General features: G+C 41.4%; 16 protein-coding genes. 12 read left to right on the forward strand and 4 right to left on the reverse strand.

The window, feature by feature from the left end:
- The first annotated feature begins 1 nt into the window (after nt 1).
- From TZ96_RS00945 to TZ96_RS00970, 6 genes are all read left to right on the forward strand, one after another.
- Entirely contained in the window at nt 2-907 is a 906-nt protein-coding gene (locus TZ96_RS00945) for a PTS mannose/fructose/sorbose/N-acetylgalactosamine transporter subunit IIC (protein WP_045762520.1), read from the forward strand.
- Nucleotides 894-1,715, forward strand: coding sequence for a PTS system mannose/fructose/sorbose family transporter subunit IID (locus TZ96_RS00950; protein WP_045762521.1), 822 nt, complete (start codon nt 894-896; stop codon nt 1,713-1,715). Before TZ96_RS00945 ends, TZ96_RS00950 begins: the two co-directional genes overlap by 14 nt.
- A gap of 3 nt (nt 1,716-1,718) precedes the next feature.
- Complete coding sequence (locus tag TZ96_RS00955) at nt 1,719-2,123, forward strand: PTS sugar transporter subunit IIA (RefSeq protein WP_000167443.1); 405 nt, start codon at nt 1,719-1,721, stop codon at nt 2,121-2,123.
- A gap of 99 nt (nt 2,124-2,222) precedes the next feature.
- Entirely contained in the window at nt 2,223-3,389 is a 1,167-nt protein-coding gene (locus TZ96_RS00960; protein ID WP_045762522.1) for an SIS domain-containing protein, read from the forward strand.
- A gap of 10 nt (nt 3,390-3,399) precedes the next feature.
- Nucleotides 3,400-4,395, forward strand: a complete 996-nt coding sequence (gene lacD / locus TZ96_RS00965; RefSeq protein ID WP_045762523.1) for a tagatose-bisphosphate aldolase — start codon at nt 3,400-3,402, stop codon at nt 4,393-4,395.
- A gap of 146 nt (nt 4,396-4,541) precedes the next feature.
- A complete protein-coding gene (locus tag TZ96_RS00970; RefSeq protein WP_045762524.1) occupies nt 4,542-5,579 on the forward strand; it encodes an aldose epimerase family protein in 1,038 nt (345 codons plus the stop codon).
- A gap of 41 nt (nt 5,580-5,620) precedes the next feature.
- On the opposite strand, the gene rnjA is transcribed toward TZ96_RS00970, so the two are convergent.
- Nucleotides 5,621-7,300, reverse strand: coding sequence for a ribonuclease J1 (rnjA, locus tag TZ96_RS00975; RefSeq protein WP_045762525.1), 1,680 nt, complete (start codon nt 7,298-7,300; stop codon nt 5,621-5,623).
- A 1-nt stretch (nt 7,301) separates the two neighbouring features.
- A complete protein-coding gene (locus tag TZ96_RS00980) occupies nt 7,302-7,535 on the reverse strand; it encodes a DNA-dependent RNA polymerase subunit epsilon (RefSeq protein WP_000639587.1) in 234 nt (77 codons plus the stop codon).
- Between the two features lie 418 nt (nt 7,536-7,953).
- On the opposite strand from TZ96_RS00980, the gene TZ96_RS00985 reads away from it, so the two are divergent.
- A complete protein-coding gene (locus TZ96_RS00985; protein ID WP_045762526.1) occupies nt 7,954-8,160 on the forward strand; it encodes a hypothetical protein in 207 nt (68 codons plus the stop codon).
- A gap of 368 nt (nt 8,161-8,528) precedes the next feature.
- On the opposite strand, the gene TZ96_RS00990 is transcribed toward TZ96_RS00985, so the two are convergent.
- Nucleotides 8,529-8,672 carry a bacteriocin gene (locus tag TZ96_RS00990; RefSeq protein WP_045762527.1) on the reverse strand — a complete coding sequence of 48 codons (144 nt, stop codon included), beginning with the start codon at nt 8,670-8,672 and terminating at the stop codon, nt 8,529-8,531.
- Between the two features lies 1 nt (nt 8,673).
- The gene (cibA, locus tag TZ96_RS00995; RefSeq protein WP_045762528.1) at nt 8,674-8,856 is read right to left on the reverse strand and encodes a fratricide two-peptide bacteriocin subunit CibA; all 183 of its coding nucleotides are present in this window, start codon (nt 8,854-8,856) and stop codon (nt 8,674-8,676) included.
- A gap of 172 nt (nt 8,857-9,028) precedes the next feature.
- Here cibA and tsaB point away from each other — a divergent pair, with 172 nt between their 5' ends.
- From tsaB to TZ96_RS01020, 5 genes are all read left to right on the forward strand, one after another.
- Nucleotides 9,029-9,712 (forward strand): tRNA (adenosine(37)-N6)-threonylcarbamoyltransferase complex dimerization subunit type 1 TsaB, encoded by a 684-nt coding sequence (gene tsaB / locus TZ96_RS01000; RefSeq protein ID WP_045762529.1) that lies wholly within the window; start codon nt 9,029-9,031, stop codon nt 9,710-9,712.
- Complete coding sequence (gene rimI, locus TZ96_RS01005; protein ID WP_045762530.1) at nt 9,709-10,146, forward strand: ribosomal protein S18-alanine N-acetyltransferase; 438 nt, start codon at nt 9,709-9,711, stop codon at nt 10,144-10,146. The genes tsaB and rimI overlap by 4 nt, the downstream gene beginning before the upstream one ends.
- Entirely contained in the window at nt 10,136-11,146 is a 1,011-nt protein-coding gene (gene tsaD, locus TZ96_RS01010) for a tRNA (adenosine(37)-N6)-threonylcarbamoyltransferase complex transferase subunit TsaD (protein ID WP_045762531.1), read from the forward strand. The genes rimI and tsaD overlap by 11 nt, the downstream gene beginning before the upstream one ends.
- A 111-nt stretch (nt 11,147-11,257) precedes the next feature.
- Nucleotides 11,258-12,121: an XRE/MutR family transcriptional regulator gene (locus tag TZ96_RS01015; RefSeq protein ID WP_045762532.1), complete on the forward strand. Its 864-nt coding sequence runs from the start codon at nt 11,258-11,260 to the stop codon at nt 12,119-12,121.
- 115 nt (nt 12,122-12,236) lie between these two features.
- Complete coding sequence (locus tag TZ96_RS01020; protein ID WP_045762533.1) at nt 12,237-12,905, forward strand: CPBP family intramembrane glutamic endopeptidase; 669 nt, start codon at nt 12,237-12,239, stop codon at nt 12,903-12,905.
- Nucleotides 12,906-13,006: the final 101 nt, after the last annotated feature.

Below are 13,006 nucleotides of genomic sequence, written 5' to 3' on the forward strand. Positions count from 1 at the left end.
TATGATACAATGGTGGCAAATTTTACTTCTCACTTTGTACTCAGCTTATCAAATCTGTGATGAGTTGACGATCGTTTCTTCTGCAGGTTCCCCTGTATTCGCTGGTTTCATTACTGGTTTAGTCATGGGAGATTTGACAACTGGTTTGTTTATCGGTGGTAGCTTGCAGTTGTTTGTCCTTGGGGTAGGTACCTTCGGTGGTGCTTCTCGTATCGACGCAACTTCTGGTGCGGTTCTTGCGACTGCTTTCTCAGTTTCACAAGGTATTGAAACTGACCTTGCGATTACTACAATCGCTGTACCAGTAGCGGCACTTTTAACTTACTTCGACGTACTTGGTCGTATGACTACTACATTCTTCGCACACCGTATTGATGCTGCGATCGAACGCTTTGACTACAAAGGAATCGAACGTAACTACCTTCTTGGTGCGCTTCCATGGGCTGCTTCTCGTGCCCTTCCAGTATTCTTCGCCCTAGCTTTCGGTGGAGAATTCGTACAAGCAGTTGTAAACTTTGTTAAAGAATTCCAATGGGTTGCAGACGGTTTGACTCTTGCAGGTCGTATGCTTCCAGGTCTTGGATTCGCTATCTTGCTTCGTTACCTTCCAGTTAAACGTAACCTTCACTACCTTGCTATGGGATTCGGTTTGACAGCTATGTTGACTGTACTTTACTCATACGTAACAGGTCTTGGTGGAGCAGTTGCTGGTCTCATTGGCACTCTTCCTGCTGACGTTGCTGAAAAAATTGGCTTTGCCAACAACTTCAAAGGTTTGTCTATGATCGGTGTCTCTATCGTAGGTATCTTCCTTGCAGTTGTTCACTTCAAGAACAGCCAAAAAGTTGCTGTAGCAGCACCTTCTACACCATCAGAAAGTGGGGAAATTGAAGATGACGAATTCTAATTACAAATTAACAAAAGAAGATTTTAATCAAATTAACAAACGTAGCTTGTTCACTTTCCAATTGGGATGGAACTACGAACGTATGCAAGCATCAGGTTACCTTTACATGATCTTGCCACAATTGCGTAAAATGTATGGAGATGGAACTCCTGAGTTGAAAGAAATGATGAAAGTTCATACTCAATTCTTCAACACTTCACCATTCTTCCACACAATCATCGCTGGTTTTGACCTTGCCATGGAAGAAAAAGATGGCGTTGACTCAAAAGATGCGGTTAACGGTATCAAGACAGGTTTGATGGGACCATTCGCTCCTCTTGGAGATACTATCTTTGGTTCACTTGTACCTGCTATCATGGGATCTATCGCTGCAACAATGGCTATCGCTGGTCAACCTTGGGGTATCTTCCTTTGGATCGCAGTTGCAGTAGCGTATGACATCTTCCGTTGGAAACAATTGGAATTTGCATACAAAGAAGGGGTTAACCTTATCAACAACATGCAAAGCACTTTGACAGCTTTGATTGAAGCTGCATCTGTACTTGGTGTGTTCATGATGGGTGCTCTTGTAGCAACAATGATCAACTTTGAAATTTCATACAAATTGCCAATCGGTGAGAAAATGATTGACTTCCAAGATATCTTGAACTCAATCTTCCCACGCTTGCTTCCAGCAATCTTCACAGCCTTTATCTTCTGGTTGCTTGGTAAGAAAGGTATGAACTCTACAAAAGCAATCGGTATCATCATTGCTCTTGCAGTTGGACTTTCATTCATCGGTAAATTTGTACTTGGAATGGGCGCATAATTTATGACTAAATCATTGATTTTAGTGAGTCACGGTCGTTTCTGTGAAGAACTTAAAGGTAGCACAGAGATGATTATGGGTCCACAAGACAACATTCATGCAGTAGCTCTTCTTCCAGAAGATGGACCAGAAGATTTCACTGCGAAATTTGAAGCTGCTGTCGAAGGTTTGGATGATTTCCTAGTCTTTGCGGACCTCCTTGGTGGAACACCATGTAACGTGGTGAGCCGTCTGATTATGGAAGGTCGTGACATTGAACTTTATGCAGGAATGAATCTTCCAATGGTGATTGAATTTATCAATGCGAGCCTAACTGGCGCTGATGCAGATTATAAGAGTCGTGCTTCAGAAAGCATTGTCAAAGTTAATGATCTATTGGCAAGCTTCGACGACGATGAAGATGAATAAGATGTAACAAACTATCTTATAGAAAATATACATGGGAATGGGAGCGACTCCCATTCCCATGTTTTCAATCATGAAACAATATTAGATTAGAGGTTTTCAATGCTAGATTATACAAAAGAAGATTTGCTTGAGTTGGGGGCAGAAATCACAACTCGCGAAATTTACCAACAACCAGACGTTTGGAAAGATGCTTTTGAAGCTTATCAAGCACGACGTGATGAAATTGCAGCCTTCTTGCAAGGAATTGCTGACAAACATGACTACATCAAAGTTATCCTGACTGGTGCTGGGACTTCTGCTTATGTAGGTGATACTCTGGTTCCTTACTTTAAGGAAGTGTATGATGAACGTAAATGGAATTTCAATGCTATCGCGACAACTGATATTGTAGCAAACCCACAAACTTATTTGAAAAAAGATGTGGCAACTATTTTGGTATCATTCGCGCGAAGCGGGAACTCACCTGAGAGTGTGGCAACAGTTGACTTGGCTAAGGCCTTGGTTGATGAACTTTATCAAGTAACAATCACATGTGCGGCTGAAGGGAAATTGGCTCTCCAAGCGCATGGTGATGACCGCAACCTCTTGCTCTTGCAACCAGCTGCTTCTAACGATGCTGGCTTTGCTATGACTTCAAGCTTCACTTCAATGATGTTGACAGCGCTCTTGGTATTTGATCCGACAGACTTTGCTGTTAAAGCTGAACGTTTCGACGTGTTATCTAGTTTAGCTCGCAAAGTTCTTGACAATGTGGCAGATGTCAAAGAGTTGGTTGACCTAGATTTTAACCGAGTGATTTATCTAGGTGCGGGCCCATTCTTCGGACTGGCTCACGAAGCCCAGCTTAAAATTTTGGAATTGACTGCTGGTCAGGTTGCGACTATGTATGAAAGCCCAGTTGGCTTCCGTCACGGTCCAAAATCTCTGATCAACGAAGATACAGTCGTTTTGGTCTTTGGTACGACAACAGACTATACTCGTAAGTATGACTTGGACTTGGTTCGTGAAGTTGCAGGCGACCAAATTGCTCGACGTGTTGTTCTCTTGAGTGATCAAGCCTTTGGACTTGAAAATGTGAAGGAAGTAGCACTTGGATGCGGTGGAGTTCTGAATGATGTTTACCGTGTCTTCCCTTATATCGTTTACGGTCAGTTATTTGCTCTTTTGACTTCGCTTAAAGTTGGAAATAGACCAGATACACCATCACCTACAGGTACAGTGAACCGTGTCGTTCAAGGTGTCATTATTCACGAATTTGAAAAATAAGGAAGAATCTATGAGTAAATTAACATTAAGCCCAAATAAACGCGCTTGCTTGCAAAAACTCTCTGATGAGAATGGTATCATCTCAGCTCTTGCTTTTGACCAACGTGGTGCTTTGAAACGCCTTATGGCTCAGTACCAAACAGAAGAGCCAACAGTAGCTCAAATGGAAGAACTTAAAGTATTGGTAGCAGATGAATTGACTAAATACGCTTCATCTATGCTACTTGACCCTGAGTACGGACTTCCAGCTACAAAAGCTCTTGATCAAAATGCAGGTCTTCTCCTTGCTTATGAAAAAACAGGATACGATACAACAAGTACCAAACGCTTGCCAGACTGCTTGGATGTTTGGTCTGCAAAACGTATCAAAGAACAAGGTGCAGATGCAGTTAAGTTCTTGCTTTACTATGACGTAGATAGCTCTGACGAACTCAACCAACAAAAACAAGCCTACATCGAACGTATCGGTTCTGAGTGTGTGGCAGAAGATATTCCATTCTTCCTTGAAATCTTGGCTTACGATGAAAAGATCGCTGATGCAGGTTCTGCAGAATATGCTAAAGTGAAACCACATAAGGTTATCGGTGCTATGAAAGTCTTCTCAGACCCACGTTTCAACATTGATGTCTTGAAAGTAGAAGTTCCAGTTAACGTGAAATACGTTGAAGGCTTTGGTGATGGAGAAATCGTTCATACACGTGAAGAAGCAGCTGCTTTCTTCAAAGCTCAAGACGAAGCTACTAACCTTCCTTACATCTACTTGAGTGCAGGTGTATCCGCTAAACTCTTCCAAGAAACTCTTGTCTTTGCTCATGAATCAGGCGCAAACTTCAATGGTGTTCTTTGTGGACGTGCAACATGGGCAGGATCAGTTGAAGCTTACATCAAAGATGGTGAAGCAGCAGCTCGCGAATGGCTTCGTACAACTGGATTTGAAAACATTGATGAACTTAATAAGGTTCTTCAAACAACAGCTACTTCATGGACTGAACGTGTAGAAGCATAGGATAGAAATAGAAGGAACTACTTTTGTTAAGAAAATATTTATGGTTTCTTGACAAAGGTATCTGTAAATCATACAATAAAACCATAGAACGTGAATGCGCTTTCTATGGTTTGTTTACTTAATTGAAATAGAAAAAGGAGAGAAGGATGAAAGCATACACAGAACGTGTATTTGGGAAAGTTGATGGCAAGGATGTCCTCGCTTACCGTTTTGAGACGGAGGCAGGATACCAACTGGAAATCATGACTTATGGAGCAACAATTTTACGTTATGTAACTCCAGATAAGGCTGGCAATTTTGCCAATGTTATCCTAGGTTTTGACGATTTCGAAAGCTATGTGGGAAATAGCCCTAAACATGGAGCAAGTGTAGGTCCAGTAGCAGGTCGTATCGCAGGTGCGACATTTGAACTCAATGGGAAGACCTATGGACTAGAAGTCAACAACGCTAGCAACTGTAACCACAGTGGCTCAACTGGTTGGGATTCTAGCTTGTTTGATCTAGTCGAAGTGAGTGACCATGGTTTGACTCTTTACACAGAAAGAGCAGACGGTACAGGAGGTTTCCCTGGAAATCTTAAGATCTGGATTAGTTACAACATGGAAGAAAGTGGTGCCTACGAGGTTAGTTACAAGGTAACGACAGACCAGGATACCTTGGTCAATCCAACTAACCATAGCTACTTTAACTTGTCAGGTGATTTCACTCAGACAGTTGACCGCCATGTTTTCCAACTGAACACAGAGGGTATCTATCCAATCGCTCCTGACGGTGTTCCAGCTAAAACTCCAGATGCTAACCGTGATGTGGTCAAACATATCTACAATGGTGCTTTGTTGAAAGATATCTTTGCAGAAGAAGATGAGCAAATCCAACTCGTATCTGGTTTGGACCATCCATTTGCTCTTCCTGCAGGACATGACAATGCTGGATTCCTCTATGACCAAGGTTCAGGTCGCTTCTTGCTCTTCAAGACAGAGGCTCCTTGCTTTGTGGTCTACACAGCAAACTTTGTGGATGAGAGTGTCATCATCGCTGGTCAGCCAATGATTCAGCACAATGGAATTGCTCTTGAGGCGCAAGCTTTGCCAGATGCTATTCATAGCGACCTTAAAGATCAAGTCATCCTCAAAGCAGGTGAAACATTCACCAGCAAAACACGTTACGAATTTGTTGTGAAATAACAAAAATTCTCTGAAGTCATAGGATTTCAGAGAATTTTTTCTTATTCTTCATCTGGTGTGAGAATCATCGGAATGATGATTGGTTCACGTTCAGTATTTTCGTAAAGGAATGGTCGAATGGCGTTTACGATAGCGCCATTGACAGATTGGACGCTGGCATCTTTGTTTTTCAATGCGATACGAATAGCATTGAAAAGGATGCGTTGACTCTGACGAATCAAGTCGCCGGACTCTCTCATGTAGACAAATCCACGGCTGAGAATATCTGGTCCAGATAGGATCATCTGAGACTTGAAGTCAACGGTTGCGACAGCCAATACAACACCATCTTCAGATAGGTCTCGGCGATCTTTAAGTACAGCTGCACCGATTTCACCGATACGATTTCCATCGACGTAGATATCTTGAGCATTAAAATGACCTGCGATACGGGCAGAGTTTGCAGTAAGGGCAAGCACATCACCGTTACTCATGATAAAGATATTGTCCTTCTCTACGCCAGTATCTACGGCAAGTCCAGCGTGGACTTTCTGCATGCGGTATTCACCGTGAACAGGCATGAAGTATTTTGGCTTAATGAGGCGGAGCATGAGTTTTTGCTCTTGCTGGCCACCGTGTCCAGATGTATGGATGTTGTTAATCTTACCATGGATAACTTCAACACCAGCTTCTGAAATGATGTTAATCAATTTGTTGACGCTAGTGGTGTTTCCTGGAATTGGGCTAGATGAGAAGATAACGGTATCACCAGGTTGGAGTTGCACTTGACGGTGGGTTCCGTTAGCGATTCGAGAGAGAGCCGCCATAGGTTCACCCTGGCTACCTGTACAGAGGATCAGAATCTCACCCGCAGGATAGTCTTTGATTTCATTTGGTTCGATGAAGGTTCCCTTAGGTGCCTTGATGTAGCCAAGCTCAATTCCGTTGACAATGGCCTTTTCCATAGAGCGCCCAAAGACAGCGATTTTACGACCAGTCTTAACAGCAGCTTCCGTTGCTTGTTGGAGACGGAAGATATTTGAGGCAAAGGATGCAAAGATGATACGTCCTTCGATACCTTGGATAATCTTCATGATCGACTGGCCGACAACCTTTTCAGAGTTTGTAAAGGTTGGCACTTCAGCATTGGTCGAGTCAGAGAGTAGGCAAAGCACTCCGTCTTCACCTAGGGCTGCCATACGGTGTAAGTCTGCAGGTTCACCAACTGGTGTAAAGTCAAACTTGAAGTCACCTGTACAGACGATTTTCCCTTGAGGGGTATGGATGACAATTCCCAATGGTTCTGGGATAGAGTGAGTAGTTCTAAAGAAAGTTGCTTTAAGGTTTTTAAAGGTCAACTCCGTGTTGTGGTTGATTTCGTGAAGTGTAGCATTGCGCAAAAGTCCATGCTCTTCGAGTTTTCCACGGATTAAGGCAAGGGCCAGTGGACCAGCATAGATAGGGATGTTTGCTTGCTTGAGCAAGAAAGGAATCCCTCCGATATGGTCCTCGTGTCCGTGTGTAATCAAGAGAGCCTTGACGCGGTCGATATTTTCTACAATATAAGAGTAATCAGGGATAACGTAGTCGATACCAAGTAGGTCGTCCTCAGGGAATTTAATCCCTGCATCAACGATGATAATTTCGTCTTGGTATTCGATACCATATGTGTTTTTTCCGATTTCTCCTAGACCACCAATGGCAAAAACGCCGACTTCTTCTGGTTTAAGAGTGTAGGCCATATTAGAACTCCGTAATTTCGAATGCGCCAGTTTCTTTTTCGTAGTCTAGCAATTTGTCAGACAAGAGTTCGATATACTCGATATTATACTCTGGACGATTTTCTTCGACAAGTTGGCGGGCAGCGATACGTCCTTCAAGTTCTGAACTAGCATCGATGTCTAAGTATAGTGAGCGTGTTGTTTCACGACGTGGGCTGCGTTCTTTTGTTTCTTGATAAAAAACTTTGTAAATCATATGTTTCCTTTCTGCTTTCAGGTCAGCTATATTCAAAAATGCTCAGTTTGAAGCTGGTTTGATTCCAGTTCATCTTTTGTCTTTATTGACCTTGATTCGTTACAATTATCTCAATTATAACATAAAAAGGGGAATTAGTAAAAGCAGGAAACATGAAAGTAAGGAGCTTGAAATGGGTTTCATTTTACCTTGTATAAGTATTTGAAGACATCCGATGCAAGTGCTATAATAAAGTTAGAAAAGAGGTTTTTCTTGATTAAGGAGGACTAGCTATGTTTGATTTTGTGTTTCACCTATTTGGATGGAAATTCTACATATTGCTACAACTGCTTGGACTCCTTTCGAGGCTATTTGCTCCTTTTCGTTAGATGATGATTTTGAAATATTTGCCTTTAGAATTGGAGAAAGGAGGCTCTCTATGTTTCAACTAGCTATCGCGATTCGTCTCTTGATATTTGCTGTTTTTGTTGCCTGTGTTTACGGTGGCAATCTACTATTTGTTCGGTTGGAACATAGAAAAACAGCTATACACTGGAAAATTCTCTTTGTAATACTGTATTCTATTTTCCTCCTTCTTGTGACCTATGTGGTCTGGCTTGTATTTTACTTTGGTTTGAATGCTTAGCTTCAGTTGTTTATTTATATCTGCTGATTGAACGAATGCCTATCTTTAAAATAGGTTTAAAAAAATAGCGAACTCAGCTACACAAAAAATCCACCCCAACTATTAAGATAGGGTGGATTTTTCAAATTCGGTGTCCAATTTTCCCTCAAACGAAGGTCATATTTTCAGGCCTTATCCTTATTTTTACAGTAGTGCTTGTTCTGTTCAAAAATAGAGTTAAAGCATAAAAATAAAACAATACAAACAGATAAATCAATTGGCAATGGTATAGTCGTAATGTTTAAATCATTGAGAATACTGATCAAACTGTAAGAGATGAAGAAAATAAAATTTATCTTTCTAAAAATGTGTCTTTTATCTAGCATGACTTATCCAAACTTTTTACGGAGATCTTTTCCAATGGTGTAAGCTGCCATAAATAAAGCTATACCAACACCGGCACCAAAACCACCCTTGATTTCTTGCAATTCTTTATTAGAAATTTCACGATATTTGTCTAAACCTTTAATCATACTAACCTCCTAAAAAATAACCAGCTGCCAAGCCAGAGCCTACAAGTGCTGTTCCGCCAGCAATAGCTTTCCAAGATACTGCTACTCCAAAGACAACCAAGGGAGCGAGACCACCATCAATATCTGATAATTCATTTTCAGATAGCGATACAAATTGATTGTCAATATTTTCGAAATTTGTCATTGAACTTTCCTCCTTTTTTCTTGTTCACTTTTATATTCGGAAATGAAGGTAAAAAGTTGCAATGTTTTTGATAATTTCTTTTCACCATGATTTTTGTTTCAAAACAAAGAAAATTCCCATGCGCCTTCTTTTGTAGTATAATAGTAAACAGACAAAAAGATAGGAATGTGTTATGAAAGTATTAGCATTTGATACGTCTAGCAAGGCTCTTTCTCTCTCTATTTTAGAGGACAAGCAGCTTCTTGCCGAGACGACAATCAATATCAAAAAAAATCACAGTATTACCCTTATGCCTGCCATCGATTTTTTGATGACCAGTCTAGATTTGACGCCCAAAGATTTGGATCGAATCGTTGTAGCAGAGGGGCCAGGTAGCTACACAGGTTTGCGAATTGCAGTAGCGACTGCCAAGACCTTGGCTCATACTCTAAACATTGAGTTGGTTGGCATGTCTAGCCTTTTGGCTCTGGTACCAAGCCAGCAAGTAGGTCTTGTTGTACCTTTGATGGATGCGCGTCGCAACAATGTTTATGCAGGATTTTATGAAAATGCAAATCCTGTCCTTCCCGAAGCCCACTTGTCTTTTGCAGAAGTCTTGGAGCAAGTCAAGGATGCCGACCAGCTAACCTTTGTTGGTGAAGTGGGAGCCTTTGTGGAGCAGATTCAAGAACAACTACCACAGGCTAACTATCAGGAAACCTTGCCAAATGCAGCGAATCTAGCCCTCTGGGCTTGGGATAAGGAAGCAGACTCCTTGCATGACTTTGTGCCAAATTACCTCAAGCGTGTAGAAGCTGAGGAAAACTGGCTTAAGAATCACACCGAGTCTGGCGAGTCTTACATCAAACGTCTATGATAGAAATCAAACGAATCCAACAGCAACCTGACTTGGCTCAATCCATCTATGCTGTCATGGTAGATGTATACCCAGTCAGTCCTTGGACTCTGGAACAAATCCAAGCAGACCTGTCTCAAGACCAGATCTGGTATGCTCTAGCTTACGATTGCTCTGAAGTGATTGGTTTTTTAGCCGTTCAGGAAATATCCTTTGAGGCAGAAGTCCTGCAAATCGCTGTCAAAGGAACCTATCAGGGTCAGGGAATTGCGTCAGCCTTATTTGCTCAATTACCGCCAGATAAGGAGATTTTCCTCGAAGTCAGAAAGTCAAATCAACGAGCGCAAGCATTTTACAAGAAAGAAAAAATGGCAGTCATCGCTGAGCGAAAGGCCTATTACCATGATCCAGTCGAGGACGCCATTATCATGAAGAGAGAAATAGATGAAGGATAGATATATTTTAGCATTTGAGACATCTTGTGATGAGACTAGTGTTGCCGTATTGAAAAACGACGACGAGCTCTTGTCCAATGTCATTGCTAGTCAAATTGAGAGTCACAAACGTTTTGGTGGTGTAGTGCCAGAAGTGGCTAGTCGTCACCATGTTGAGGTTATTACAGCCTGTATTGAGGAGGCGCTGGCAGAAGCAGGGATTACAGAAGAAGATGTAACAGCTGTTGCGGTTACTTATGGACCAGGCTTGGTCGGAGCCTTGCTTGTTGGTTTGTCAGCTGCCAAGGCCTTTGCTTGGGCACATGGACTTCCGCTGATTCCCGTGAACCACATGGCTGGTCATCTTATGGCGGCTCAAAGTGTGGAGCCTTTGGACTTCCCCTTACTAGCTCTATTAGTCAGTGGTGGACATACAGAGTTGGTCTATGTTTCTGAGGCTGGTGATTATAAGATTGTTGGTGAAACCCGTGATGATGCGGTTGGTGAAGCCTATGATAAGGTCGGACGTGTCATGGGCTTGACCTATCCAGCAGGTCGGGAGATTGATGAGTTGGCTCATCAAGGTCAGGATGTGTATGACTTCCCACGTGCTATGATTAAGGAAGACAATCTGGAGTTTTCATTCTCAGGTTTGAAGTCTGCCTTTATCAATCTTCACCACAATACCGAGCAAAAGGGAGAAAGCTTGTCCAAGGAAGACCTGTCGGCTTCCTTCCAAGCAGCAGTCATGGATATTCTCATGGCTAAAACCAAGAAAGCTCTGGAGAAATACCCTGTTAAAACCCTTGTCGTGGCTGGTGGTGTAGCAGCTAACAAAGGATTAAGAGAACGCTTGGCAGCTGAAATCACTGACGTCAAGGTCATCATTCCACCTCTGCGTCTTTGCGGAGACAATGCAGGCATGATTGCCTACGCCAGCGTTAGCGAGTGGAACAAAGAAAACTTTGCAGGCTTGGAGCTAAATGCCAAACCAAGTCTCGCTTTTGATACTATGGAATAAAAAGTCAGCTTGAAGCTGGCTTTTTTGCTAAAATATTTTATAATATGTTAAAAAAGTAAAAATTTTTTACGAATAGAATAGTAAAGAGTATCTTAAAAAGGGAGTTTGCTCATGATTGAAAAACAGGAATTAGGAGAATTTTACAAGGAATTGCGACTGGCGAGAAAGCTTAAGCAGTCAGATGTGGCTTGTGCTGGACTAACAGCCTCTCAGCTATCCAAGTTCGAACTGGGGCAGTCCATGCTGTCTGCGGATAAGTTGATCCTAGCTATCCAAGGGATAAATATGACCTTCGATGAGTTTGGGCACAAGCTCAACAACTACCAAGAATCTCCACATATGCGATTTGGTAGAAGGATTGTGGATTGCTTTGCCCATCAAGATATAGCTGGCTTAGAGCAATTGTTGAAAGAAATTGAGCAAGAACAGATGGCGCAGACCTATCGTCGTTTGAACTCTATTGTGATTAAAGATGCTATCCATTCACTGGATAAAAGCTACCCACTAGCAGAGGAGGATAGTGAGTTTTTAACCACCTATCTCTATGCTATCGAATCTTGGACCTGGTTTGAACTCTATATCTTTTGCAATACCATGCCTTTTTTGAGCAACCAAGATTTGATATTTTTATCAACCTCCTTACTCGAAAAATCCAAGGAATTTAAAGAATTGGCACACAATAGACTGTATATGAAAAGTTGCTTTCTAAATATCATCTCAGAGCTCATGGAGCGCAAACTTTTCTCTTACATCCCAATCTTTGAAGCCGAGTTGGAGAGCATACTTCGCCCGTACGATGTTTTTGAGAAATTACTGTGGCAGTTTTTAAAGAAAATGAGTATTTTCCTTCAGACCAAGGGAAGCAATCAAAAAGAGATTGAACACTTTATCCAATCTCTACAAATATTAGAAAACCCACAATTATCAGCCCTTTTTGAACTACGCTTACAGCAATATAAAGAACTTATCGATTAGTTAGAAATCGCAAATGTGAAATTCCTACCAGAAAAAATGTCAAATATGCGATTTTTTAAAATATGGAATTTTTCGTGTTATACTGTCTTCATTCCATAGTATAGGAGAAAATAGAATGAAAAAGATCATCTCACGCTACTACTTTTTTGTAGCCATTCTACTTGTTATTGTTTACCAGTACTTCAGTGGTCTGGTTTTAAACAACGATTTTACTGCTGGTCTATCTAAATTTGGCTATTATTTTTCGGATATGATGTTGAATTTTCTTGTGGTTTTGCTTGCTCTTGTTGCCATGATTTGGTCAGGAAAATGGCAACAAATCAATAGTAGAAAATTTAAAGGGTCCTATCTTTTTTATTCCTTTTTAGCTTTTCTTGCTTTATTTATTTGGAATTTCGTTACATTTTTCCTATTCCCACCTACCCAAAATGGACTTGCTTACCAACTCGCTGTTCCGACTTTTACAGGCGCTACGGCATTTTTGATGTATTTTTTCTATCCTGTGATTGCAGGTCCCATTTTTGAAGAGATGATCTATCGTGGATTGGTGATGACCGCTTTGGAAAAATGGAAAAAATGGGGACTGGACGTGCTTGGTTCTGCTGCTTTATTTGGAATTCTGCATATTAGTGATTATGGTTGGGTCTTGACAGACTTTTTCGTATATATGGGTGGCGGTATCATATTTGCGGTCTTGTTTAGAGTAACAAAGTCTATTTATTGGCCTATTGGACTGCATATAGTCTATAACGGTATCGGGCATATACTTCCTTTGTTATTTTAGAGGATTTTGAGAATCATAAATCAAGTGAAGAGTCCTCATCGTGGTGCTTTTGATTGGGCTGTGGATCCATCAGTTGAGTTGTTTAAGCATAGTAGAAGATA

This window comes from Streptococcus infantis (assembly GCF_000963255.1).
In the GTDB taxonomy this organism is placed as follows: domain Bacteria; phylum Bacillota; class Bacilli; order Lactobacillales; family Streptococcaceae; genus Streptococcus; species Streptococcus nidrosiense.

What these genes read in the sequence shown, in the direction of transcription:
- TZ96_RS00945 (WP_045762520.1), top strand. Translation starts at nt 2, where the DNA reads ATGATACAATGGTGGCAAATTTTACTTCTCACTTTGTACTCAGCTTAT.
- TZ96_RS00950 (WP_045762521.1), top strand. Translation starts at nt 894, where the DNA reads ATGACGAATTCTAATTACAAATTAACAAAAGAAGATTTTAATCAAATT.
- TZ96_RS00955 (WP_000167443.1), top strand. Translation starts at nt 1,719, where the DNA reads ATGACTAAATCATTGATTTTAGTGAGTCACGGTCGTTTCTGTGAAGAA.
- TZ96_RS00960 (WP_045762522.1), top strand. Translation starts at nt 2,223, where the DNA reads ATGCTAGATTATACAAAAGAAGATTTGCTTGAGTTGGGGGCAGAAATC.
- lacD (WP_045762523.1), top strand. Translation starts at nt 3,400, where the DNA reads ATGAGTAAATTAACATTAAGCCCAAATAAACGCGCTTGCTTGCAAAAA.
- TZ96_RS00970 (WP_045762524.1), top strand. Translation starts at nt 4,542, where the DNA reads ATGAAAGCATACACAGAACGTGTATTTGGGAAAGTTGATGGCAAGGAT.
- rnjA (WP_045762525.1), bottom strand. Translation starts at nt 7,300, where the DNA reads ATGGCCTACACTCTTAAACCAGAAGAAGTCGGCGTTTTTGCCATTGGT.
- TZ96_RS00980 (WP_000639587.1), bottom strand. Translation starts at nt 7,535, where the DNA reads ATGATTTACAAAGTTTTTTATCAAGAAACAAAAGAACGCAGCCCACGT.
- TZ96_RS00985 (WP_045762526.1), top strand. Translation starts at nt 7,954, where the DNA reads ATGTTTCAACTAGCTATCGCGATTCGTCTCTTGATATTTGCTGTTTTT.
- TZ96_RS00990 (WP_045762527.1), bottom strand. Translation starts at nt 8,672, where the DNA reads ATGATTAAAGGTTTAGACAAATATCGTGAAATTTCTAATAAAGAATTG.
- cibA (WP_045762528.1), bottom strand. Translation starts at nt 8,856, where the DNA reads ATGACAAATTTCGAAAATATTGACAATCAATTTGTATCGCTATCTGAA.
- tsaB (WP_045762529.1), top strand. Translation starts at nt 9,029, where the DNA reads ATGAAAGTATTAGCATTTGATACGTCTAGCAAGGCTCTTTCTCTCTCT.
- rimI (WP_045762530.1), top strand. Translation starts at nt 9,709, where the DNA reads ATGATAGAAATCAAACGAATCCAACAGCAACCTGACTTGGCTCAATCC.
- tsaD (WP_045762531.1), top strand. Translation starts at nt 10,136, where the DNA reads ATGAAGGATAGATATATTTTAGCATTTGAGACATCTTGTGATGAGACT.
- TZ96_RS01015 (WP_045762532.1), top strand. Translation starts at nt 11,258, where the DNA reads ATGATTGAAAAACAGGAATTAGGAGAATTTTACAAGGAATTGCGACTG.
- TZ96_RS01020 (WP_045762533.1), top strand. Translation starts at nt 12,237, where the DNA reads ATGAAAAAGATCATCTCACGCTACTACTTTTTTGTAGCCATTCTACTT.